This window comes from Paenibacillus sp. 01T424 (genome assembly GCF_056398745.1).
The window spans coordinates 181,861-203,803 of sequence record NZ_JBFTPZ010000006.1; the positions used below are offsets into that span (position 1 = coordinate 181,861).

The 21,943-nt window shown below is 44.9% G+C and carries 19 protein-coding genes, 6 tRNA genes, 1 rRNA gene and 1 pseudogene; 4 read left to right on the forward strand and 23 right to left on the reverse strand.

What is annotated here, in order from left to right; translation table 11 throughout:
- Positions 1-425 precede the first annotated feature (425 nt).
- The 3 genes and pseudogenes from AC1DPK_RS08070 to abc-f all read right to left on the reverse strand — a co-directional run bounded on the left by AC1DPK_RS08070 (position 426) and on the right by abc-f (position 3,242).
- Positions 426-581 (reverse strand): annotated as a pseudogene (locus AC1DPK_RS08070) (helix-turn-helix transcriptional regulator).
- Between the two features lie 365 nt (positions 582-946).
- Positions 947-1,396, reverse strand: a complete 450-nt coding sequence (locus AC1DPK_RS08075; protein ID WP_477509943.1) for a DUF4362 domain-containing protein — start codon at positions 1,394-1,396, stop codon at positions 947-949.
- 31 nt (positions 1,397-1,427) lie between these two features.
- Positions 1,428-3,242 carry a ribosomal protection-like ABC-F family protein gene (gene abc-f / locus AC1DPK_RS08080; protein WP_477509944.1) on the reverse strand — a complete coding sequence of 605 codons (1,815 nt, stop codon included), beginning with the start codon at positions 3,240-3,242 and terminating at the stop codon, positions 1,428-1,430.
- A gap of 433 nt (positions 3,243-3,675) precedes the next feature.
- Here abc-f and AC1DPK_RS08085 point away from each other — a divergent pair, with 433 nt between their 5' ends.
- Together AC1DPK_RS08085 and AC1DPK_RS08090 are read left to right on the forward strand one after the other, a co-directional pair.
- Positions 3,676-5,550 carry a 3-oxoacyl-[acyl-carrier-protein] synthase III C-terminal domain-containing protein gene (locus AC1DPK_RS08085; protein WP_441885026.1) on the forward strand — a complete coding sequence of 625 codons (1,875 nt, stop codon included), beginning with the start codon at positions 3,676-3,678 and terminating at the stop codon, positions 5,548-5,550.
- A complete protein-coding gene (locus tag AC1DPK_RS08090; RefSeq protein WP_477509945.1) occupies positions 5,547-6,431 on the forward strand; it encodes a DUF6999 family protein in 885 nt (294 codons plus the stop codon). Before AC1DPK_RS08085 ends, AC1DPK_RS08090 begins: the two co-directional genes overlap by 4 nt.
- Before the next feature lie 65 nt (positions 6,432-6,496).
- Here AC1DPK_RS08090 and AC1DPK_RS08095 read toward each other — a convergent pair whose 3' ends face one another.
- On the reverse strand, positions 6,497-7,735 hold the full coding sequence (locus tag AC1DPK_RS08095) for a TraB/GumN family protein (protein WP_477509946.1): 1,239 nt from the start codon (positions 7,733-7,735) through the stop codon (positions 6,497-6,499).
- 277 nt (positions 7,736-8,012) lie between these two features.
- Complete coding sequence (locus tag AC1DPK_RS08100; RefSeq protein WP_477509947.1) at positions 8,013-9,626, reverse strand: S-layer homology domain-containing protein; 1,614 nt, start codon at positions 9,624-9,626, stop codon at positions 8,013-8,015.
- Positions 9,627-9,808: 182 nt separating this feature from the next.
- Here AC1DPK_RS08100 and AC1DPK_RS08105 point away from each other — a divergent pair, with 182 nt between their 5' ends.
- The gene (locus AC1DPK_RS08105; protein WP_477509948.1) at positions 9,809-10,429 is read left to right on the forward strand and encodes a M15 family metallopeptidase; all 621 of its coding nucleotides are present in this window, start codon (positions 9,809-9,811) and stop codon (positions 10,427-10,429) included.
- Between the two features lie 94 nt (positions 10,430-10,523).
- Here the strand turns inward: AC1DPK_RS08105 and AC1DPK_RS08110 are convergent, their stop codons facing one another.
- The 6 genes from AC1DPK_RS08110 to AC1DPK_RS08135 all read right to left on the reverse strand — a co-directional run bounded on the left by AC1DPK_RS08110 (position 10,524) and on the right by AC1DPK_RS08135 (position 16,059).
- The gene (locus tag AC1DPK_RS08110) at positions 10,524-11,540 is read right to left on the reverse strand and encodes an LLM class flavin-dependent oxidoreductase (protein WP_477509949.1); all 1,017 of its coding nucleotides are present in this window, start codon (positions 11,538-11,540) and stop codon (positions 10,524-10,526) included.
- A gap of 225 nt (positions 11,541-11,765) precedes the next feature.
- The gene (locus tag AC1DPK_RS08115) at positions 11,766-12,209 is read right to left on the reverse strand and encodes an RrF2 family transcriptional regulator (protein ID WP_076271867.1); all 444 of its coding nucleotides are present in this window, start codon (positions 12,207-12,209) and stop codon (positions 11,766-11,768) included.
- A gap of 225 nt (positions 12,210-12,434) precedes the next feature.
- Positions 12,435-13,433: a hypothetical protein gene (locus AC1DPK_RS08120; RefSeq protein ID WP_477509950.1), complete on the reverse strand. Its 999-nt coding sequence runs from the start codon at positions 13,431-13,433 to the stop codon at positions 12,435-12,437.
- 42 nt (positions 13,434-13,475) lie between these two features.
- Positions 13,476-14,246 carry an RNA polymerase sigma factor gene (locus tag AC1DPK_RS08125; protein ID WP_477509951.1) on the reverse strand — a complete coding sequence of 257 codons (771 nt, stop codon included), beginning with the start codon at positions 14,244-14,246 and terminating at the stop codon, positions 13,476-13,478.
- A gap of 112 nt (positions 14,247-14,358) precedes the next feature.
- On the reverse strand, positions 14,359-15,267 hold the full coding sequence (locus AC1DPK_RS08130) for an aldo/keto reductase (RefSeq protein ID WP_477509952.1): 909 nt from the start codon (positions 15,265-15,267) through the stop codon (positions 14,359-14,361).
- Between the two features lie 99 nt (positions 15,268-15,366).
- Positions 15,367-16,059: a type 1 glutamine amidotransferase gene (locus AC1DPK_RS08135; protein ID WP_477509953.1), complete on the reverse strand. Its 693-nt coding sequence runs from the start codon at positions 16,057-16,059 to the stop codon at positions 15,367-15,369.
- Positions 16,060-16,266: 207 nt separating this feature from the next.
- Between AC1DPK_RS08135 and AC1DPK_RS08140 the strand changes: the two genes are divergently transcribed.
- On the forward strand, positions 16,267-17,328 hold the full coding sequence (locus tag AC1DPK_RS08140) for an endonuclease/exonuclease/phosphatase family protein (RefSeq protein WP_477509954.1): 1,062 nt from the start codon (positions 16,267-16,269) through the stop codon (positions 17,326-17,328).
- Positions 17,329-17,410: 82 nt separating this feature from the next.
- Here the strand turns inward: AC1DPK_RS08140 and AC1DPK_RS08145 are convergent, their stop codons facing one another.
- The 12 genes from AC1DPK_RS08145 to AC1DPK_RS08200 form a co-directional block, all read right to left on the reverse strand.
- Entirely contained in the window at positions 17,411-18,706 is a 1,296-nt protein-coding gene (locus AC1DPK_RS08145) for an outer membrane protein assembly factor BamB family protein (RefSeq protein ID WP_477509955.1), read from the reverse strand.
- A gap of 141 nt (positions 18,707-18,847) precedes the next feature.
- On the reverse strand, positions 18,848-19,264 hold the full coding sequence (locus tag AC1DPK_RS08150) for a DUF2203 domain-containing protein (protein ID WP_477509956.1): 417 nt from the start codon (positions 19,262-19,264) through the stop codon (positions 18,848-18,850).
- A gap of 214 nt (positions 19,265-19,478) precedes the next feature.
- Positions 19,479-20,063 carry a GNAT family N-acetyltransferase gene (locus AC1DPK_RS08155; protein ID WP_477509957.1) on the reverse strand — a complete coding sequence of 195 codons (585 nt, stop codon included), beginning with the start codon at positions 20,061-20,063 and terminating at the stop codon, positions 19,479-19,481.
- Between the two features lie 40 nt (positions 20,064-20,103).
- A complete protein-coding gene (locus tag AC1DPK_RS08160) occupies positions 20,104-20,277 on the reverse strand; it encodes a hypothetical protein (protein WP_477509958.1) in 174 nt (57 codons plus the stop codon).
- Positions 20,278-20,685: 408 nt separating this feature from the next.
- The gene (locus AC1DPK_RS08165) at positions 20,686-20,847 is read right to left on the reverse strand and encodes a hypothetical protein (RefSeq protein ID WP_441884996.1); all 162 of its coding nucleotides are present in this window, start codon (positions 20,845-20,847) and stop codon (positions 20,686-20,688) included.
- 286 nt (positions 20,848-21,133) lie between these two features.
- Positions 21,134-21,215: transfer RNA gene (locus AC1DPK_RS08170), tRNA-Leu, on the reverse strand.
- A gap of 13 nt (positions 21,216-21,228) precedes the next feature.
- A tRNA-Arg gene (locus AC1DPK_RS08175) sits at positions 21,229-21,305 on the reverse strand.
- Between the two features lie 17 nt (positions 21,306-21,322).
- A tRNA-Cys gene (locus AC1DPK_RS08180) sits at positions 21,323-21,396 on the reverse strand.
- Between the two features lie 8 nt (positions 21,397-21,404).
- Positions 21,405-21,479, reverse strand: a tRNA-Gly gene (locus tag AC1DPK_RS08185).
- 7 nt (positions 21,480-21,486) lie between these two features.
- Positions 21,487-21,561: transfer RNA gene (locus tag AC1DPK_RS08190), tRNA-Gln, on the reverse strand.
- Positions 21,562-21,591: 30 nt separating this feature from the next.
- A tRNA-His gene (locus tag AC1DPK_RS08195) sits at positions 21,592-21,667 on the reverse strand.
- Positions 21,668-21,834: 167 nt separating this feature from the next.
- Positions 21,835-21,943, reverse strand: a 23S ribosomal RNA gene (locus tag AC1DPK_RS08200); the annotation flags it as partial.

Here is a 21,943-nt window from a genome sequence, read left to right on the forward strand (position 1 = left end):
AATGGTTGAATCATTAACGTTATAGATACTTCCGTTAATTGTGAATTTTTTTATTCACTCAACACTCAATTATCAATCTCTACTAAAAATGTTTCAATATTTTAGTCCAAAAGCATTCTAGCATAGTGGCTTACCTCAGCCATCTGTGTTTCATGCTTTATCCTAACGAACTCAGGTGTCGTTATTCTTGAATTTCAGGGCTATATTAATATCTAACGAACTCAGGAGTCGTTATCTGCCCTTAATGGAGACCAAACGATCGAAATTACAAGAAATAAGGCTCGCTGTGTTCGTTAGATTCAAAAACAGAACGCTATACAGCAAATAAGGCCACTGTAGTTCGTTAGCTAAAATGCCGAACGCGTGATGCCCCTACTTCTGCACCTCTGACGTGATCCGTTCATCTACGAGCCTCTAAACCTTCATCAAGATGCCTCCCAAAATAGATCGTTTAACGTTTTGCCGAGTGTCTTGCAAATAGCGATACAAAGAAGAATACTCGGATTGTAATTGCCAGCTTCATTGTGTCCGACCGTCTACCTAGTAGCTCCAAACGCGTCAGCCAGCTGCTCCTATGACATATCGTTCTCCACTCTTACCAGCTTTAATTTCACATTTGCATGTTCACCCATTCGTATTCACAACATCTTCCATCATTCACTTTGTAAATACTGTAATTTATATCCATATAGATGTAAACCATATATTGCATTTCTAGCTTTCAAATTCCAGTCATACTACTCTTCACTATTTCAAAGCAACAAAAAAAGGGGATATCCTAAAAGGGTAAATCTGAGTAAGATAATCCCATATTATTTGCAAAAGAACCTTCAAAACCACTATGAAAGTGAATTTGAAGGTTCTTTTTTTCAGAATATTACGTGAAAAGTGGGGGCTGTATATTCAGAGATTGCTTTAAGGAGAGYCCCTCCCTTATATCTACTGCCTAAATCGGAACGTCCAACAAATCTATCGGCTTATTGGCTGCGCCACAGCCACTTAGCTTATAGGCGTAAGCGCGTCCCGTTTCTTCTTTTTTCAAACCGTCACATGAATAGGTTTTTACGCTTGATGATCCATACTGATCCTGTGATGTATCGTAACGCACCTCGATCTGATCCTCCGCCCACGCAAGATTATAAAAAATCGGGTTTCCTTCCGTTATAAAACGTACAACTCGCACCTGATCTATAGCTCCGCTCACAAAAGCATCTAATCTCTCGCTATTCGTTACTTCACCGGACTTTGCAATAACATCCTCCGTCTCATTAATCGTATAGTCATAGGGTTCATCTGAAGCTGAAGTTTGCTTCGGCACTTTATCCTGCTCCTGACCAGCACATCCAGCCAGCATGAGCATCGCTAAGACTATAAACGCCATGTTTCTCCTAACCATGTTGTAAATCCACCTTCCTCCAGCTTACCCATCAGCTATTTATTTGCGCGCGCAGCTGGCGAATTTCATTCATCAATTGCTTCTGCTCCGCTGGATCTTCCGGCTCAGCGCAGCTCATAAGCTGCGTTAAACGCAGCTGCAGCATCTCCCGCTCGTTTTGGCTTACCTGTTCATCCGCTGAAAGCAGCCGGCTTCGATCCTTAGATACATACTCCTCATACGATCCGTGGAACAAGCTCGGTTCACTTTTTCCATCGAGTACGAGCAGTCGATTAGCGGCTTGGCGAATTAAATAGCGATCATGCGTGACAAGCAGAACGGCACCCGGATAATGCTGAAGCGCCTGTTCGACCTGCTCTCGCGTGCTAATATCCAAATAGTTCGTCGGTTCATCAAGCACGAGCAGATTCGCTTTGCCAAAATAAAGCTTCAAGAATGCTACTCGGCATCGCTCACCCATGCTTAAGTCCCCGATTCGCTTAAATACGTCCTCCTTCGTAAACAGGAAGCAGCCCAAAATCGTCCTTGCATGCGACTGCGTCATCTCTGGCAGCAGCAATAAGCTGTCAAGGATGGTCATCTCATTGTCGAGCTTATCAAGCTCCTGCTCAAAATATCCGATTTTCACCTGCGGATGAATGCTAACCTTGCCCAAGCTAGGCAGCAAGCTCCCTGTCGCAAGCTTTAACAATGTCGACTTGCCTACACCATTCGGACCAAGCACAGCTAATCGATCACCTCTACCTAAGGTGAGGTTTAACCTGCTTATAACACTCCTATGCCCCTCATAGGCAAAACTAACGTCCTCCATCCGAAGCAGCGTAGCCGCTGCAAAACCGTCGGACTCCAGCTGCATCTTCAGCTGTGAGTCCTCGCGCGGCTTCTGCACCTTATCCTTGTTCAACCGCTCAAGCGCAGACTCCTTCGCATGCAGACGCGACACGTTTTTCTTAGATTTTGATCTAAGAAAATCATTTTGACCCGCCGCCTTATGCGCCTGCTGAAACCATTCGGCATACATGCGTATGCTCTCAAGCAGCTTCTCACGCTCCAGCTCCTGCTTCTTATGCAGCGCCTCCTGCGTCCTTAGCTCCAGCTCTTTCTGCGTCTTATACTGCGTATATCCGCCCGAATAGCGCCGGCACCCATCTCGCTCAAACTCAAGAACAGTCGTTGCTGTCCGGTCGATAAACGTACGATCATGCGACACATAAATAACCGTTCCCGGGTAATCCTGCACCCATTTTTCCAGCCAATCCAGAGCCGAAGAATCCAAGTGATTCGTCGGCTCATCCAGCACAACTAGCTTCGGCTCTCTTACCATCAGCGCGGCTAATTGTGCTTTCGTCTTTTGACCTCCGCTTAGCTGCGAAAATGATAAGTGCCACAGCGAGGGATCAAAGCTTAACTGCGTTAAGCATCTCTCCACCTTCATCTCCCAGCTATAGCCATCAAGCTGCGCATAACGTTCGTACAGTTCACTGTACTCGCTTAACAGCGACTCATTTGCATCCTCTTGCATTCGCCTTGTTAACTCCACCATCGACCGTTTTAATCGGAACAATTCTTCTGTGCCTGCATGCACGAATTCAAGCAGCGTGAGTGAGGAATTCATCTGTGCCTGCTGGTCGAGCCAGCCCCACTCTGCAAGAGGAAGCAGCCGCTGCACCTCACCGTCATCGAATGAGATTCTGCCAGTCAGTCCTTGCAGCAGCGTCGTTTTGCCCACGCCATTTCGTCCAAACAGAGCCAGCCTTTCGCCTTCTCTGACTTCAAAATTTATATTCTCGAACAGGATATTGCCGTCCCATTCCTTGTTCACATGTTTAACTTTTAATAGCATCATTGAACATTCCCCATTTCAAAAAAACATAATAAAAAACCGTGGCCAGCGGCACACGGTCGAATACGCAGGGGAATATCAGGTAAACGAAAATAACGATGAGTCACACCGCTAGTTAGCGGGTAAACATCTCGTATCTATCGCTGCTGATTGACTATCCATAAGTCCCCAAATCGACGCACGTATCCCTGACCGGTTCTCGCTATGAGAACGCCGCTTGTACTTAAACAAGTTGTTTACAGGAATCGTGTAYTTACTTCATCGGCTGGGTTACCTCCGTCAGTCATCAGTTTTGATATGCGTTTATTATATAAGACGATCATGCATATATTCAAGCCCTACTTTAATTGCGGTACCAAATAAAGTTAGTACTAGGCTTGAAACGCTGCATAACCGATCATAAGACTTATAAATATTTCTTATTTGGAGGTGCTTGATGAATCCCGTCTATATAACCAGCATTGGTAAATTTCTTCCCGGCTCCCCTATCGGTAATGATGAAATCGAGGATTATCTCGGCAAAATAAACGGTAAAAGCTCCAAGTCGATGCGGCGCATTCTTGATCAAAACAAAATACGCTTTCGGCATTATGCGATAAACAAAGAACAAGAGAGCCTATATTCAAATGCAGAAATGGCAGGACTTGCGATACAAGATGCGCTCTCCCGCAACCATGCGGCACTGAGCGATCAAATCGCATTTCTCGCTGTCGGTACGACCCAAGGTGATTTGCTTGTTCCCGGCTTCGCAAGTATGGTGCATGCCGAAACGAAGCTGCCTGTCATGGAGGTTGCGACACATCACGGCGTTTGCGCCAGCGGTATGCAGGCGATGAAAAACGCATTCCTGCATGTGCAGTCAGGAGAGCAGCAAACCGCCATTTCCTGCGCCAGTGAATTTCCGAGCCGCGTGTTCAAAAATACGAGGTTCGAAGCGCAAAAGGGTGTCGCCGATCATCCCATTCCTTTCGACACTGACTTTCTTCGGTTTATGCTGTCCGATGGAGCAGGTGCAGCGGTTCTTCAGCATCAACCTGCCGCCAGCGGTTTATCCCTGCGCATCGAATGGATCGACAACAAATCCTACGCTACTCTATACGATGTCTGCATGTATGCAGGAACCAACAAGGATAATGCCGAGCAGCAAAGCTGGCTTGACTATGCCACCATTCATGAAGCTGCTGACGACGGGGCTCTTAATCTCAAACAAGATATTCGGCTCGTTAATGAAATGCCTAAGGTCGGGGTTAATCGATTTTTCGAGCTGGTAGATGAGGGCAAAATCGAACCGAGCGCTATCGATTGGATGGTATGCCACTATTCATCTCATTTTTTCCGCGACGAAATATTTAAGCTGCTGCAGCTTGGCGGACTCACCATTCCTGAGGAGAAATGGTTTACGAATTTATATACGAAGGGCAACACCGGTGCTGCTTCAATCTACATCATGCTGGAGGAGCTGCTTAACGAAGGCCATTTGAAGCCAGGTGAGCAGGTGTTATGCATGGTGCCGGAAAGCGGCCGATTCCAAACCTCCTATATGCTGTTGACGGTTGTTGGCGACACAGCTGATGTGCGACATATCGCAGATCCGTTGTTTGAAGAGAGGCAGCCTGAGGCACCTCATCTCGAATATAACGAAGCAGACCACGTTCAAGCGCAGCTCGTTAGGCAGCTCGTACAGGTTTGGATTGATTTTGAGCAAAAGCTGGCTCATGTCCCGGTTATTCATAAGCTGTACAACAACAAATTTACCCTTCATGACTACAAGCTGCTAATGGAAAACATCCGCCAACAGGTCATTGACGGTTCGCAGTGGATTGCTCGTGCCGCCTCGTATATCGCGATTGAGCATATCGATCTTCGTTCGACGTTCATTGCCCATGCGCGTGACGAGCATCGTGACTTTCAAATTCTAGAACGCAACTACGTCGCCATCGGCGGGGACCTAGCACACATACAATCAGGCGAAAAAAATATTGGCAGTGAAGCATTGTCGGCTTATTTGTTCCAGCGTGCTAGCCGCGAGAATCCCGTTGATCTCATTGGCGCTATGTGGATTATAGAGGGACTTGGATGCCGTATGGCGCGCTACTGGGGCGAAATGATTCGCGATCAGCTTGGGCTTAGCGATGAAGAAGTGTCGTTTCTGCTTTATCATAGCGACTCTGATGAGAAGCACTTCGAGAGGCTCGAGGCAGTCGTCCAGCATCCGATGCTTACTGCGGAGATTGCAGGACGAATAGTGAAAACAGCTAAAACGACGGCGCGTTTATACTTGCTGCAATTAGAGGAGCTGGGCAATGTATGAGCAAAACTGATTATTTTCATCAAATGCCGCATGACAAAAACGATCCCAATCCGTTTCTAGCCATCTTTATGGATCAGAGCATTCCTTTCAATGAGGAGGCCAAGGCTGCTTACCTCAAGGATTGCTCTAGCAGATCACGGCAGTTTCTGCTGCCCGTACTGCGTCCTTTTGCGAGATTAATGATTATTGTTCTTCAGGTTTACAAAATAATCGTACCTAAAGCACTCACCTCATCCCGGCTGCTGCACCGCGTCCTGCATTTCGGAATGAAAACCTTCGTAAGCCCAGATGCTAATTATATGATTTTGCGCCACTTCTATCTTGGCTCTGAGGTGCTTGGCTTCATTCGTGATAATGTGCCTGACGTTCAGATCGAGATGAACCCGCTCAAACCAACCAATCTGGAGCCGGTAAAAGATGATCTTTTTCTCATTCACGATCTCAATTTATACAACTTCGTCATCAATCTTAATCGCGAGATGCGTCACAAAGGAATTGAGGTTACAAAGCAGGACCGGCTTAACTTTAACGCCATCACATCGGAACCTCTGCCTATTGAGCAAATGCCTAATCGCTGGACCAATTTTATGGATTTGACGACCGCCATTGAATGCTTCACCCCTGTCTATCAAATGTTTCTAACCGATAATGACTTCTGGCGTGCGACGAACTCCCTTCAGCTGGATGAAACGATTGGCATCCTTGCTTCCAAAATTATCGGCAGCAACGACCGACTGGCGCTTATAAACAACAAACATCCCATGGTGCCGCTCACGACGCTTAAAGCAGGCTTTCGACTCGTACTGCATGGCCTAGCGACAGAACAGCTGCACGCGCTGCTTGTTGAGCTTAAGCTTAAACAGCAGCAGCATATCGGCTGATCACACAAAGAACAAAAAGAAGGCAATCACGCTCACTGCGTGATTGCCTTGTCTCTTTCATGCTGCTATTGACGAACTACAGTAAAACCTTTCTTCTCCAGCAGTGGAACGATACCGTTCTCGCCGAGCATATGTGCAGCTCCAACGACTACGAAATATGATTTTTTTGTCGTGTCATTCAAGTAACCCGTTATTTTCTCAACCATTGGAGCATTGCGGTCAGTAAGCAGCGCTTTATTAAGCTCCGCATTCGACGAAGCTGATTTCGTCAGCTCGAGCAGCTGCTCTTCATTTCCGGTAACCCACATTTTCGTAAGATCTTCAATCCCTGATACTTCTGCAAAATAGTTCTCAATAGAACCTTTCAGCATTTCTTCTTGCAGTTTGTCTGAAAAATTATTGAACATATTAAGCTGGTATTCGATCGATTCCAGCTCTAGAATTGGCTTCTTGTTCTCCAGCGACTGCTGCAAGAAATGGGCATCAATCCCTATGCCTGAATCATAACCTTCTTTTGCTGAGCTAAGATAATCCACAGTAGACGAAACGCTCCAAGGCTTATAGGTATCCAGCGTATTTTCCGGTAAGCCGTTCTCCTTCAAAATCTCGCCAAGCTTCTTGTAAGAATCAGCTGAGATATGATCTTTAAGCGTTGTATTATCCTTCAATACGCTTAAATCAAGCACTTGCTTTTGCACCTTCTCATCATTCATCTTCGAAATATCAGCCTCTACAACCAAATAGTCGGATGCATCATAAGCTTTTTGAATTTCAGAGCGCAAAGGGTACATCGCTTTGTTCGCAATATGTATCGACCCCAGCAAATATACGGTGCTGCCGTCCTTTTCTACTTTCCAAAGGAAACCTTTACTTGGCTCATTCTCCTTAAGAGAAACAGAGCGCTGCTCTTTATTCCAAGTAATTTCATAACCTGCTGCTTCACTTACCGTACGCAAAGGAATATAAACAGTTCCTTTAACGATCTTAGGCGCAGCAAGCAATCCAATTTCCGTCTCGTTAGCCATTGCCCCTAAGTTGTCGATTTGGAATAAAAGGGTTAGTCCTTGCTTCTTCCCTGAAATGACTTTATTTTTCTGATCCCAGGTTACTTGGAAATCAAGCTTTTGAAGAACCGTCTTCGCCGGAACAAGAATCGTTCCCTTTTCCATCGTAGGTTGATTCTCACCAAGCTGTACCTGCTCGCCGTCTATCCAAACTGAAATAGGCTTAGCCTCTGCTTGGATGTTCGTTACGAAAGAAAATAGTAGAGCTAATGATAGAAATAATGCTGCAAACTTTTTCACGAATAGACCCTCTCCCTCTCATCTTAGCGGCTTCATTTCATCTACTTAAAACCAATAATTACCGCTATGCCTTACATATTTTACACATTTTCACCACGCAATAGCTAGTTCGGAAAATACGAATCTAGTTTTCGTTGCTTTACATCATATTCATAACATATAATGCCTCATCTCATAGGTTAGCTGCAGCCTTTAAAAAAAGGCACCCCTCTTGATTAGAGGGGTGCCCATGTCATTTGCTTTTGCGAATCAATTCAGCGGTTTTGGTAAATAACTATTAGGAGAAGGAATAACCCAAAAATCGATCCGCATTTTTTAGACTTATCCATATATCCGGACTTTCGCCACCTACGTACCAGTAAGCTAGTCCAGCAAGCTTGCTTTTTACAGCCAGCTTATACTTTTCGGTTAACGAACGCCCGTCCTCTACCCATATTTTATGCTGTATACCGTTCTTCATATATGCAGCTGTGTACTGCCCGATTTTGGCGTCCCATAAAGGCCTGATTCCATATTTACTAATGAGCGCATTCTGCTCGCCTAATGAAATAAATGCGGAGGACTCAACGCTGCCGTCCTTCTTTAAATCCCAATCACGGTTATAGAAAGGCACGCCCAATATTACCTTTTGGCTTGGCACCAATTTAAGAAGCTTATTCACAGCCGCTTCATCAAAACCTATAGAGGCGTTGGAGCCCGCTTCCGAGCCGTCTCCCCAGTGCTCATCATAGCCCATCAATACGATATAATCGGCCAATTTTCCAAGTGCGGCAAAATCAAAAGCGTCTGTCCAATCCGTTCCCCGGTCGGGAGATACGTCAAGCGACAGTGTAACGTTCAAGAGCTTCATTTTTTTGGACAACTCCGTAATGAAGGCGGTCAAAGCTGCTCGATCCTGAGGCGCAACATTTTCAAAATCAATATTGAGTCCGTCCAGCTTATACTTTGTCACGTACTCTGCAAGCTGAGAAATTGCTTTGGTGCGTAGTGTGGAACTAGATAGCAGCTTATGAGTAGCCGCTTGATCCGAGCGGTTGCCGACCATTGCCCATACCTTTTTATTATGCTGTTTCGCCCAAGTCACAAGAGACGGATCCGTGTTATCCGATATTTCTCCCGCTTCCCCTGTAAAATACCAACGCGGAGACAAGGTGTTTACATTAGAATTCAAAACCGTTTGTTCATACTGCTGCGTCGTCTGGCCATACTGCCAACCTAGCTTTATCGTTTCCTTGGGCTTTGCTGCAAGCTCACCTGCCCAGTTCACATTTTGCAGAACCCGATGAATCATTACTGCGGTTTCTTGTCTGCTTATCGGATCGCCTGGACGGAAATTCCCCTTATCGTCACCTTTCATAAGGCCAAGAGCGTTCATCGCCGCTACAGAAGAACTTGCCCAAACAGCAATGCGGCTGTCATCGCCAAAGCTTAGCTTTACTTCCGATTTATGATCCAGCTTCTTCAATGCTCTCGTTAATAATACGGCTGCTTCCTGCCTTGTAACTGCCTTCGCAGGTGCAAACAAAGAGGCGCTGACGCCATCTGCTAAGCCAAGCTGCACAGCAGCCTGAATCCATCCGTAATACCAAGCCTTCATAGGTACGTCAGTATATGGCGATACTGGCGTCGGTACAGGCTCAAGCCCAAGCAGCCGATCAAGCACAGTAACAAACTCCGCTCTCGAGATCGATTGCTTTGGCGAGAAGCTTCGCTCCGATGTGCCCGTTATAATCTTTTTATTATACAAATCGATTATTTCCTGTTTGGCATAGCTGCTTGAAATATCATCAAAAGGCAGCGTGCTTTGAGCCGCAATGGGATGAGCAACAAGTGTTATGATATATAGTAAAGTAAATGCTGCTAGAGCAAATCTAGTATAAGTATGCTTCACGAAAGACCCTCCTCATGCGATCAATCCTCGAAGCATAACAAAATCTACTCTATAACTCATTACTAAAATATTGGTAGAAAGCATAATCAATAGTAATTAAGCCTAATCCCCTACCACAGACTAGGGTGTCAAAATAAACAATATGATAAAATAAGCGGATATAATACGTAAGGAGATTCAGCATGCTGGAGCGAAATCATGTTTCTCATCCTACATTACCGGCTCAGCTGAGCCTGGCAGCAAGAAGTAAGCGCAAGCGAAATCGATTTCTGCTGTTTATTATTTTAGCGCTAACCGCTGCTCTATTATGGAAAGTTATTCTTTCCTTTGATCCATACTTGCCGAACAATGATCCTATTGAAGCTCCACCTGTAACGGCACTGCATCCGATCGTATTCATTAAACAGACCGAGCTGATTGCCGAAACGAGCAAGGCCGGCATCACCATTCTCGTCACAGACGGCTTCCGTTCAAGCGAGGAGCAAAACGCGATTTATGCAAAAGGACGCACAACGGAGGGTAAAGTCGTTACGCAAGTTCAAGGCGGACACTCCTATCACAATTACGGCCTTGCTATCGATTTTGCCCTGCGAACGAAAAAAGGCGAGGTCATATGGGACATGGAGTATGACGGCAATAAAAATGGGCGGTCCGACTGGATGGAAGTTGTTGAAATCGCCAAGCGCCTTGGCTTTTCTTGGGGTGGGGATTGGAAAAACTTCCCTGACTATCCTCATCTTCAAATGGACTTTGGTTATTCCATTAATAAGCTGCGCAAAGGGCACTATCCGCCTATCGAGTAAATCAGCCCATTTAAAGCAAAAAAGAGTGAAGACTTGGTTATTAAGTCTTCACTCTTTTCTATTCTGCTTCTATTTTATTAGCAAATTCGGTTTATTACAGACCCGCAATGATTTCATATGAGCGCAATCTAGCTTGGTGATCATAAATATGTGCGGCGACCATAATCTCATCCGCCTTCGTCGCCTCAATATATTGCTTCAGCTTCGTGCGTACAGTCTCCGGTCCGCCAACAATGGAAGAGCCTAATTGCTGCATCAAAGCGATCTTCTCCTGCGCTGTCCAGACGTCATCCATATTGCGAACAGGTGCAGGCAAAGCTCCGCGCGTGTTGCGAATAAAGGATAAGAACAGCTGCTGCATCGATGTTGCTAGATATTCAGCCTCTTCATCCGTATCTGCCGCAATGACATTGACCGCTACCATTCCTTTTGGCTTATCGAGAATCGCTGATGGTTTAAAGCTGCTTCGATAAAGATTCATTGCTGGAACGGTGAAATTAGGCGAGAAATGTCCTGCAAAAGCAAATGGCAGACCCAGCTGTGCAGCGAGCAAGGCGCTAAAATCGCTCGAGCCCAGCAGCCAAATCGGAATATCAAGACCTTCACCCGGAATCGCTCGCACTGGCATGCCCACCTCAGCACTCGACGGATCTAGAAACGCGCGCAGCTCAGCTAGCTGCTCGGGGAAATCATGCCCATTGCTTCTTCTGTTTCCACGAAGGGCAGCTGCTGTAAGACCATCCGTTCCAGGAGCGCGGCCAAGTCCTAAATCAATACGGCCTGGAAATAACGATTCCAATGTACCGAATTGCTCAGCAATAACGAGCGGCGCATGGTTCGGCAGCATAATCCCCCCAGCGCCTACACGAATCGTGGATGTACCTGCCGCAACATGGCCAATAACGATTGATGTCGCTGAGCTGGCGATGCTTGGCGCATTGTGGTGCTCCGCAAGCCAGTAACGGTTATAGCCCCATTTTTCCGCATGCTGTGCAAGATCTAATGTATTGCTAAGTGATTCGGCAACAGTGCCGCCTTCTACAATGGGAGATACATCAAGAACGGATAACGGAATATTAAAAGCTGAATTGTTTATCGTTTGTTCTGACATGACATTCACTCTTTTCTTTACGAATAGAAGCTATACAGCTTCTATTAATATTATTATTGGCAAATCAACTGTACTATTATTAGATACATTTTACACATAAAAAAGAGCCGCTGCAAATGCATCAGCTTCATGACAGGAGCGGTAATATACAGTATTCAACCATATTTACCGCTCTATCGTGAAACAGACATGATGCCTGCATAAACAGGCAAGCATTGAAAAGCATCAAACCTGCTTTTCTTTAAGCTGCTGCTGACATTTTCGAATCTTGTCCAAAGCAGTTTGAAGCGTATTTTGCTCCAAATAGGCCACGTAATGAAGCTCTGCCTCGTAAAAAAAATGATCCATCACCACTTGAATATTCGCGGATACCAGACAGTCCTCCTCTGGATTTCCTGAACACCAATGCGGCTTTAGCGTACCGCCTGATAGTGCTCGATATATTTGTGCCAGCGTAACCTCATTCGGCTCACAATTCAAAATATATCCCCCGCCGATTCCTTCCTTCGTCTTCACAAAGCCATGCTTCCGTAAGGAACTCATAATTTTGCGAATACGTGTCGGATTCGTCGAAACGTTGCGAGCAATGGTCTCGCTGCTCGCCATATGATCAGGCAAATAAGCCAACAGCACTAAGCTGTGAACCGCAACCGTAAATTCACTATTCATTTTCACAACTCCCTCTCAAGAAGGATACTGTAATGTTATTTCATACAGTTGATAATGTCAAACCTTCCACCCTAAGAATAGCACAGAGAGAAAGCCTTGGTATAGGCTTTCTCCCTGTCAAACTTTTTTGAGCAGCTTTATTCGGAGCTATCGCTGCTTATATCTTTAAAAACTTTCCCCATTGTCCTTCATCATACACTTGCCCAACCGTTACACAATGATGACTCAGTTCACCCAGATCTCCGAATAATATTCCTTCATAAAATGAAACAGCTGCTCCAACTGCTCCAATCCCTTCGACTCCGCCGCCTGTGCTTGCCGAAGCAGTACGATTGCACGATCCGCGGTTTCAGGGTCCTTCGACTTGCCGCCTTCTGGGAAGGGGAATAGCTCTCTCAGCTTGCCCAGCGCCTCAGCAACTACCTCGTAATGCAGCGCTGCTTCACCCGCATGCTTGCGAACCGTTCTCTCCACAACATTTGTCCCATCCCAGCGGAATGCCAATTCGCGTAAAAAACGAGCAGCGAACTCACGCGCATCAGAAATGACAGCAATGTTATAGGCATGACCATGCTCATCCGCATTTCGCCGCTCCATCACACCAATCCATGCCTCATAACCCGCTAAGCCCTGTACAAATTTATCCTCGAACACATGCGTCCATTCCTTGCCTCGCCCATGATCCACGATCATCGATAACGCCATGCGCAATATTTCGTATTTCGAGTGAGGCAGGCTTTCGCTAATCGTCGTCACGAACAACAAATCAATCTTGGAATCGGCAAAATCGGCATAACTTATCGTGCCGTCCTTCGATACATCTTTTGCATGAAAGAGCTGCTTATCATCATCATAACCATAGATCAAACCGAATTCAGGTATAAACAAATCAAATGAAATGGCAGGGATGCCACGGTCGATTGACTGCTGAACGAGAGCGATAGTTCGCTCTACTTTATCCGGCGTTAACGGGAGCATAGGATCAGCCAAACAGCTCGTAAAGCCGAGATTTCCTATATTCCTCCTCAATATATATCCACCTGGGAATGAGGTTGGCCCTGCCGCGTTAATACTGACGGGATCAATATTCATGCGAAAGGCATGACCGGTAAATCCCATCACATCTGTTAGCGTAAAATGTTTTTTATCCGTGTAGCTCACCGCGCCATGTATAGCAGCAGCGGCCGAGGTCCATGTTTTGGACCAATCCCTATCCAGCGTCATTATTTTCAGCTCCATTCAAGATTTGTCATAAACGTTCTGAACCTACATAGGGGGCGGAGTGAGAATTTTCCTTCTGGGCAAACCGAGCAACGCCCGTTGCTCCACATATAAACTAATCGATATGCGAATACGCTCCTTCTGAAGCTTAACCCTTGATCTCGACAGCATATTGTATACGTTTGAAGTCGTCGTAYCGAACAGCTCAGCAATCTCAGCCGGCGGCAGCTCGCCAAAAAATCGTGCTTCAAAAATGTCCCGCTCCCGCTTGTTCAAGCATCGGATCAGCGTATGAATGCTCTGGAGCGTTTCTTGGCGGATGACAGCATGCTCCGGATTTTGTCCTTCACTCGGCTCATTCATGGCTTGATCTGTTAAATGAAACAGGATGCTATCGATATCGCTCCAATCAACCAACTGCCCGCTTTTACCTGCCTCTGCTGGCAGCCCTGATTGGCTCATGAAGCTAACGAATGGCCGCTCCTTGCTATAGGGTCCGCCTCTCCTCAGCTTCATATAGGCTTGATTTCGCACGATCCGGTGCAGCCAAGGAATAAACCTGCTTGCGTCTGTAAGCGTACCGAGGTGCATAAATGCACGAATCAGCGCTTCCTGCACAATGTCCTCTACCATAAACGCATCCTTCGTCAAGCTGCCAGCGAGTCCAAGCGCCTTAGCTCGATGACGACGCACCAGCTCCCCGAACGCTTCCTCATCGCCGGTCCTTGCTCGTTCAACTAACGATTGCTCCTGTGCTTCTGCCCCTGCTCCACTACTTAACAGAACTTGCAAATCGGGTGCCCAAACCTCCATCATTCATCCCCCTTACTAGACAGATGCCACTTACGCCAAATATCTATCAATGGATCAAAACTTTTTTATTTTATAATCAAAAAAAAGCTGCCTATCAGGCAGCCTCTCCTACTCTCTAACGGTGCTGTTCAAAACGATTTTCTTTACTTAACCTCTTGATGGTCTCCAGCTCAGCGGGAGATAGCTGAAGAGCTTCACTTGCCGCGATATTGTGCTGCAGCTGTTCTAACGAGCTCGCGCCAGGAATGACAGCAGCTACAGCTGGATTGGCCAATGCATACCGGATTGCTGTATGCGCCAAATCACGAGAGCCTTCTCCCATCTCTAGCAAAACGTCTCGCAAAGACGACAGCTCCTCTTTGTCATAATCCAAATAACCCTTTTCCGCCTTGGCAGCTCCATTATCGGTTAAAATCCCYTTTGCCACCGGACCTCGAGCAATTAAACTAATGCCCTTCTCTTCTAATAAAGGCAATATTTGCTCTTCAGGCCTTCTGTCCAAAATACTATACTGGCTCATCACACTGACGATATTTGAACGCTCCACATATTCTCGAATAACATTTGGACGAATCGAAGAAATGCCGTAATAGCGAATGAGTCCCTCTTGCTTAAGCTCCTCAAATGCTTCAATCGTCTCCGATATGGGATCATCCAGTGTACCTCCATGCAGCTGATACAAATCGATATAGTCCGTTTGGAGCCTTCGCAAGCTGTCTTTTACAGCCGACTTAATATAAGCTTTGGACGGGTCCCACGACCAGCCCGCTTTTCCCTTCTCCCAACGATTGCCGACCTTCGTCGCAAGTACAATATCTGCCCGTTTTCCCTTTATTGCCTCGCCGATTATTTCCTCATTAAGACCCTCATCATAAAGATCAGCCGTATCTAGAAAATTAATGCCCTTCTCGATCGCTTCATGTACTAGGGCTGTCGCTTTTACTTTATCTGTCCCTAGTGACATGCAGCCAAGGCCGATCTCACTTATGTAGAGCTCTGATTTCCCGAGACGATTGTGCTTCATGCTTGAAATCTCCTTTTCCTTAACCGATAATCTAGCCGCTTCATTATTCATTTATGATATTACTTTTGGACTAAGGGAGCAACAAAAATGGTTCCACTATTAACACTTTAAGGAAATCTGATCCAATATGTTATGTAGCAGCATTAGAGACTGCTCAGTGCGCGCGAATTGACTGCGAATCTGTTCAGCTGTTTGAATGTATGGCGCCTGAATAAGCTCTGAAGACCAGTGTGCAAACATCGATTCCATGCATGCAGCTGTCGTCTCCAAATGAAATTGCAGTCCCATGACATGCTCGCGATAAGCGAATGCCTGTACCTTGCATGCCTCTGAAGAAGCGAGGAGCCGCGTGTCCTGCRGCAAGTCGAAGGTATCGCCATGCCACTGAAACGAAATAAATTGCTCAGGCATGCCGCAGAGCCAAGGATGCTGCTCCTTCGTAAGGTTAATTGAATGCCAGCCTATTTCTTTATGCGTATTTCGGTATACTCGGCTTCCCAGCAGCTCAGCTATCATTTGAGCGCCAAAGCAGATGCCCAGCACTTTTTTGCCAAGGTGAATGGCTTGCCGTACGAACTGCTTCTCTGCCGTAAGCCAAGGATATTTCTCCTCTTCATAGACGCTCATTGGCCCGCCGCATATAACAAGCAAATCCATATCGTCAAGCCATTTGGCATCAATCTCAAGAGCAGGATTCTTAACATCCAAGCGATGTCCTCCAAGGCTGGCCCATGAACGAAACGCATAATCATCATCAAAAGCGAAGTGTTTAAAAGCTATGATATTCATCATTCATTCCCCATCCTTGGTCGCATATGACCTGTAATGAGCTTAATTATAGTATCAATATTTAGTATCGTTAATATCACTTTCCTGAATAGTGGGAAGACATCAATAAAAAAACAACTAGTTCCCTAACCCATATCATGGTACATTTCCAGTAGCATACTTATAATCTTAAATGTGAGTAACGCAATACGTAATGAAAGGATGGATCATATGGGGAAAAAGATATTAAAAACAATTGGTACGCTTATCCTACTCGCAGTTGCGATTGCAGGAGGGTTTTTACTGTATATTACTTTATCCGATTATAAACCCGCAGAAGTTATCGAGATTACGTCAGAAAATAATAAAGAACAACTCATCGAGCAAGGCGTTCCATTTACAGTTACGACCTTCAATATCGGCTATGCTGGCTTGGACAAAAAACAAGATTTTTTTATGGATGGAGGTAAAAAATCACGTTCCAGCAGCAAAAATCAAACGATTTCCAATCTAGACTCCATTTCGTCCTTTATGAAAACAAACCAATCCAACTTTTATTTGCTTCAGGAAGTCGATGCCCGCTCATCAAGAAGCTACCATATTAATGAAATAGACTATTTGGCAAAACCTTTGGAAGATTACAGCTATGCATTTGCTTATAACTATAAAGTGGCATGGGTTCCCGTTCCGATTTTTAATCCAATGGGCTCCGTTCAGAGCGGCCTTCTAACCTTCTCAACATTCAAAAACAAAAGCAATCAGCGATACGATCTTCCAGGCAAAGAGAGCTGGCCGATACAGCAGCTTGAATTGGATCGTGCCTTTATAGAAAGCAGATTTGAGGTCAATAACGGCAAAGAGCTTATTGTTATCAATCTTCATTTATCTGCCTTTGATGAGGGCGGCAAAATCCGCAAGCAGCAATTGGATTATTTAGCCGCTTTTTTAGAGAAGGAGAATGGCAAGGGCAATTATATTATTGTAGGCGGAGATTGGAACCATGCCCTGCCCGGCACTGCCCCTGATCGATTCGAAACGACACAGGCATGGCCAGAATGGCTTCAGCAGTTTCCTGAGGATTTCAAACCAAGCGGCTTCAAGTGGATGGTCGACGACAGCATCGCTACTGTACGTACATTAGATATTGCATACACGGAAGGCGTTAATTTCAGAGCCATAATTGATGGTTTTCTCGTTTCTTCAAACGTAGATAAAATTCGGCTGCAAAGTACAGATTTAGCATTTGAACACAGCGACCATAATCCGGTAACTGCTGAGTTTATTTTACGATAAAGCAAAGAGCCCCGATTTTTCGTAATCGGGGCTCTTTTGTAATTAACGCACATTGAGCTGTTGTTGCTTCAATGCATATTATTTATTTGACGCTAGATTTCAAGCTGGCAGGTTGTTTAAATGCGAGCAGCTTGCCTTTTGCCTGAACCACAATCATTCCGCTCTCAAGCAGCGTCTCTCCAAACTCTCTTTCATTTGTTTTTAATTGTACAATTGGCGCTGCTGTATCTAAATGGATAGCTGATATCGTTCCATCCGTTTGCGCCACATATATCCCTTTACCAATTAAATCAAAACGTGCGATGAGGCCTGTTACACCAGCATTATAATCCACGGTTGTCTTATTAATTAATTTAACCCCATATATCCCGCGGCCATTCGTATAAATCAATTTTCCCTCATATGGCCCAGCCGCATATTTGAATCCTGGCGCGTAAACAACAGGCTTATACACCTTGGGCTCTATTTTGCTCGGATCAGCATTTAGAGGGTAACTATACACCTCAGAATTGAAATTGACGAAAACGTTGTCCCCGTTAATCCAAGCGTCTCCTTCATTTCCGGATTCTCCTTTATTTAAGTCAATCTTTAAAGGATTATATTGTACGCTGTTAAGTACTTTGCCCGTCTTGATATCTAGGGTATCAAGTGTAGTTAATGGAGCAGGCTCGAACAGGTTAACGAGCTTCTGCGCAGTTATAGTTCCATCCTTTGCACCAATAGGAAAGTTGTAATGTGCAGCTTCCCAAACCCTTTTTCCTGTCTTGCGATTAAAAGCATGAAGGAGCGAGTATGTGTAAGCACCCGATAACTCATTTTCTCCTATTATAAAATCGCCATGAAACAGTATCTTTTTGCGCAGCGGCTCTTTGTAATTGTCACGCCACTGAAATTTACCATCCTTTATGCTGTAAGCTTGAATGTCTCCATTAAAGGTGAATAGCTGATCGCCATCCGGAATAATATCATGAATGTTATTAACGTTCACGGAAGCCACCCATACTTTCTTGCCTGAGGACGCCTTAATAGCGTGTACACGGCCTCCGCTCGAATTAACGTACAGTTGGCCTTCCTTATATACGAGAGGCGCTTTGAGCTGACTGCCATACTCCCACAGCTTTTTCCCATTCTGAATAGTAACAGCTATCACTTTTCCCTTTAACAAATAAAAGGCTTTACCTTCACCTGTTGCTGCTATACCTTCGTAGTTCAATGACCATTGCGGTTTAATAATAGGAGCAGCTATCTCCGTTTCTTTGTTATCTCCCACATAGGAAGTACGTGAATCAAATGATGCAGATACAACAGAACTCATTAATAGTAGAGAACAGCATGCCATCAAAATGCCTCGCGAAAAAGCTGTTTTCCAGTTTCTCATTTCACACCTTCTTATCTCCAATTTTCATCACCCAACTTACATAACGTATAATAATTGTAAAATGTTTCTAATCAATTCGTGTTGTCTTCACACTAAAAAGACCAGCAAGGATAAATCCTTGCTGGTCATTAATTATGAATACTATTCATCCTGCGGAAACGGTTTTCTGCCCATAAACCCATCATGTAAACCATGATAATGGCTAACCTCAGCTTCGCCTTCCTTCCAGCAAATCAGAATATCCTGATTATCGAGCACCGCTGGAAAGTCAATTAAACCAGGAGTAATCATTTTCAATTGCACGCCTTTTCGCGAGAAGTTTTCAATTAACAGGTCTACCTCCATCTTCATAAATTCCAGCTGGCTTTCCCTCTCAAAGAAAGGGTCCTCACTGCCTTCAATAGCAGCAAAAACTTGTTCATAAGCAGCCTTCTCTTTCTGATAACTTATATATAAATCTTCAAATTGCGCCGTAATGTGTTGAAGCTTCCGTAAATCCTCTTGCAACTGCGGCAGCATCTCGTTCGCTTCTCTCAGCGTGAAGGTTTTGTTCCCCATCCCGTAAACACTCCCTATCTGATGATAATCATTTATTACATTCCATAATAAGTATCCTACACTCTCTTTCAAGCTCCGTAAAGGAATGGGTTCTAGAGAAGAGTTAGAATCTGCTCCTCTTTTGACGAAAGAGCAAGGTCCTGTCTTCCCTCGAACGATCACAGATACCTATTCATGGTTGAAAAATAAGCCTATATAGTACTGTTCTTTTTCTTCAAAATTCTTTTCCTCTTACTTTCGCAAACACCATCGTATCCCGCAGAATACCGTTGACATCACATTTTTCATTTCGGAGTATGCCTTCTAAGGTGAAGCTCAGTCGCTCTGCAACTCGCGCGCTTCGATAATTCCTAGCATYACAACGTATTTCAATACGATTGGCTTCTAGCTCATTTATTGCAAATGTTGAAATTGCATTCGTCGCTTCCGTTATATACCCATGGCCGCTGTAAGCTGTACGAGCCCAATACCCGATTTCAAATTTTCGCGCTTGCCAATTTATGCGATGAAGACCGCTGCTTCCTATCAACTGACCTGTATCCTTTAAAAAAAGCAGCAGCATGAGGTCTGAACGATCCATATACTTGGACCGAGACTTCCTGATGACAACTTCAGATTCTTCGATCGTAGGCATCGCTTGAGCCCATGGCATCCAAGGTTTGAGCTCATTTTCACTTTCTATAACGGCCTCATTCAGCTTCGCTCCGTCCCCCCATTGGGGCGCGCGGATAAGAAGACGGCTGCTTTCAAAACTCTCTGGAATGGATAACAGCAACGGGTTGTTATTATAATGGCTCATCCTAACGCACCTCCAAGAATGGCTTCCTTTCAGCCGAATATTATAATCGTCTGCCTTTTTCATCTAAATGAATATCTAAAGCTTTGATCGTTCTTATTAAAACTTTAATGAGTAAATATAGACAATAAATACCCATAAGCGCAACGACACCATACACAATAAACAATACTATTGGAAATATTCCTAATATAATACCTGATGACATACCGTCCATTACCTCATATCCCCCTTATGTATTTATTTTAAAGAACAGAAAAGTTCAGTTATGTATTAACTTACAGATATTAACTGTAAAATGCAATCATCCCTACGATCATTTTTACCTACGACTATGATATTGCGTCAAGGGCAAGCATTCTTCTGAGCAAAAAAAAGAGCCACAGCTAAAATTCTCTTATCGAAGTAGGTGCCTGGACATTTCTTCAATAGAGGGATTTTAGTATGACTCACTATCAGATTAATGCATATTCTGAACCTTTAGCATTTTTTAAACCCATCAATCTACTCATTCAAATACGTCGTCACCCGATTCTGGATCAGCTTGCTTACTTCTTCCGCAGATTTCTGCCCGCTCATGAAGCTATTGAACTCCTCCATGGCGATCATTAGCACCTTCATATCGCTAAATCTTCGAAAATCCGTCTACCGACTGAACGTACTTCTCCACGTCTGCCAGCGAGATGGATTCCATGCTCATGCCGCCTTCTCCCGTTTCCTGCGATACTTTGTATTCCTTCAAGTCGATATGAATGTTTGTATGCTTTTCCTCAAATTTTACCATCACTGACGTTTTAATACCACTATCGCTGATCCATCCTGCTGACGTTTAAGCGATGTTTACTTTTACTGCCGATACCGCAACCTACTTTTCACCCAAAACAACTTTTTCATATACGTTTCCGTTCAGTGAGATGTGCACTCCAGCGGATATCATGATCTCCGACCAACGTTAATTCTCATTTGGAGTACATTTCGAAGCTAGCATCGGCTAATGCTATGAAGGAGGTTTTAAAGCAATACAAAAAAAGCTCATTAGATAAAATATCTAATGAACTATCGTTTATGCAATATGGTGCCGATGAGAGGACTCGAACCTCCACGGTTTCCCTCACGATTTTGAGTCGCGCGCGTCTGCCATTCCGCCACATCGGCATTTGAGTAAAGATGGCGTGCCCTAAGAGATTCGAACTCCTGGCCTTTTGATTCGTAGTCAAACGCTCTATCCAGCTGAGCTAAGGGCACATTTTATAAAATTGTAATGGAGGCGCCACCTAGACTCGAACTAGGGGTAGAGCTTTTGCAGAGCTCTGCCTTACCACTTGGCTATGGCGCCAACTTAAATGGAGCGGAAGACGGGAATCGAACCCGCGACCCTCGCCTTGGCAAGGCGATGCTCTACCGCTGAGCCACTTCCGCAACTAAATGGCTGGGGATTCAGGGATCGAACCTGAGAATGACGGAGTCAAAGTCCGTTGCCTTACCGCTTGGCTAATCCCCAACAAAAAATGCCATACTACTTATTAAAAAATGGGGCGATCGAGGGGAATTGAACCCCCGAGTGTCGGATCCACAAACCGATGCGTTAACCACTTCGCCACGACCGCCATAAATAAAATCAGGTGCTGGACAAAAAAGAAAACCCACTTTTGTGGGTCGTCTGCTAATGCATGCATTAGCAAGTTGCGCCCTGAAAACTGGATACGAAAGATTAGGCTTGCTGAAGCCTTTTATGCTGCTGTCTACCGGATGTATGGGTCACAGTAAACGTGTTTAGGATAAGCCCTCGACCGATTAGTATTCGTCAGCTACACACATTGCTGTGCTTCCACCCCGAACCTATCAACCTCGTCGTCTTCAAGGGGTCTTACATACTGGGAAAT

Bases quoted from the DNA above. Each gene is read 5' to 3' on its own strand.
- AC1DPK_RS08145 (WP_477509955.1), bottom strand. From the start codon at position 18,706: ATGAGAAACTGGAAAACAGCTTTTTCGCGAGGCATTTTGATGGCATGC.
- abc-f (WP_477509944.1), bottom strand. From the start codon at position 3,242: ATGATGCTATTAAAAGTTAAACATGTGAACAAGGAATGGGACGGCAAT.
- AC1DPK_RS08115 (WP_076271867.1), bottom strand. From the start codon at position 12,209: ATGAATAGTGAATTTACGGTTGCGGTTCACAGCTTAGTGCTGTTGGCT.
- AC1DPK_RS08105 (WP_477509948.1), top strand. From the start codon at position 9,809: ATGCTGGAGCGAAATCATGTTTCTCATCCTACATTACCGGCTCAGCTG.
- AC1DPK_RS08150 (WP_477509956.1), bottom strand. From the start codon at position 19,264: ATGGGGAACAAAACCTTCACGCTGAGAGAAGCGAACGAGATGCTGCCG.
- AC1DPK_RS08140 (WP_477509954.1), top strand. From the start codon at position 16,267: ATGGGGAAAAAGATATTAAAAACAATTGGTACGCTTATCCTACTCGCA.
- AC1DPK_RS08085 (WP_441885026.1), top strand. From the start codon at position 3,676: ATGAATCCCGTCTATATAACCAGCATTGGTAAATTTCTTCCCGGCTCC.
- AC1DPK_RS08120 (WP_477509950.1), bottom strand. From the start codon at position 13,433: ATGACGCTGGATAGGGATTGGTCCAAAACATGGACCTCGGCCGCTGCT.
- AC1DPK_RS08160 (WP_477509958.1), bottom strand. From the start codon at position 20,277: ATGGACGGTATGTCATCAGGTATTATATTAGGAATATTTCCAATAGTA.
- AC1DPK_RS08110 (WP_477509949.1), bottom strand. From the start codon at position 11,540: ATGTCAGAACAAACGATAAACAATTCAGCTTTTAATATTCCGTTATCC.
- AC1DPK_RS08090 (WP_477509945.1), top strand. From the start codon at position 5,547: ATGAGCAAAACTGATTATTTTCATCAAATGCCGCATGACAAAAACGAT.
- AC1DPK_RS08075 (WP_477509943.1), bottom strand. From the start codon at position 1,396: ATGGTTAGGAGAAACATGGCGTTTATAGTCTTAGCGATGCTCATGCTG.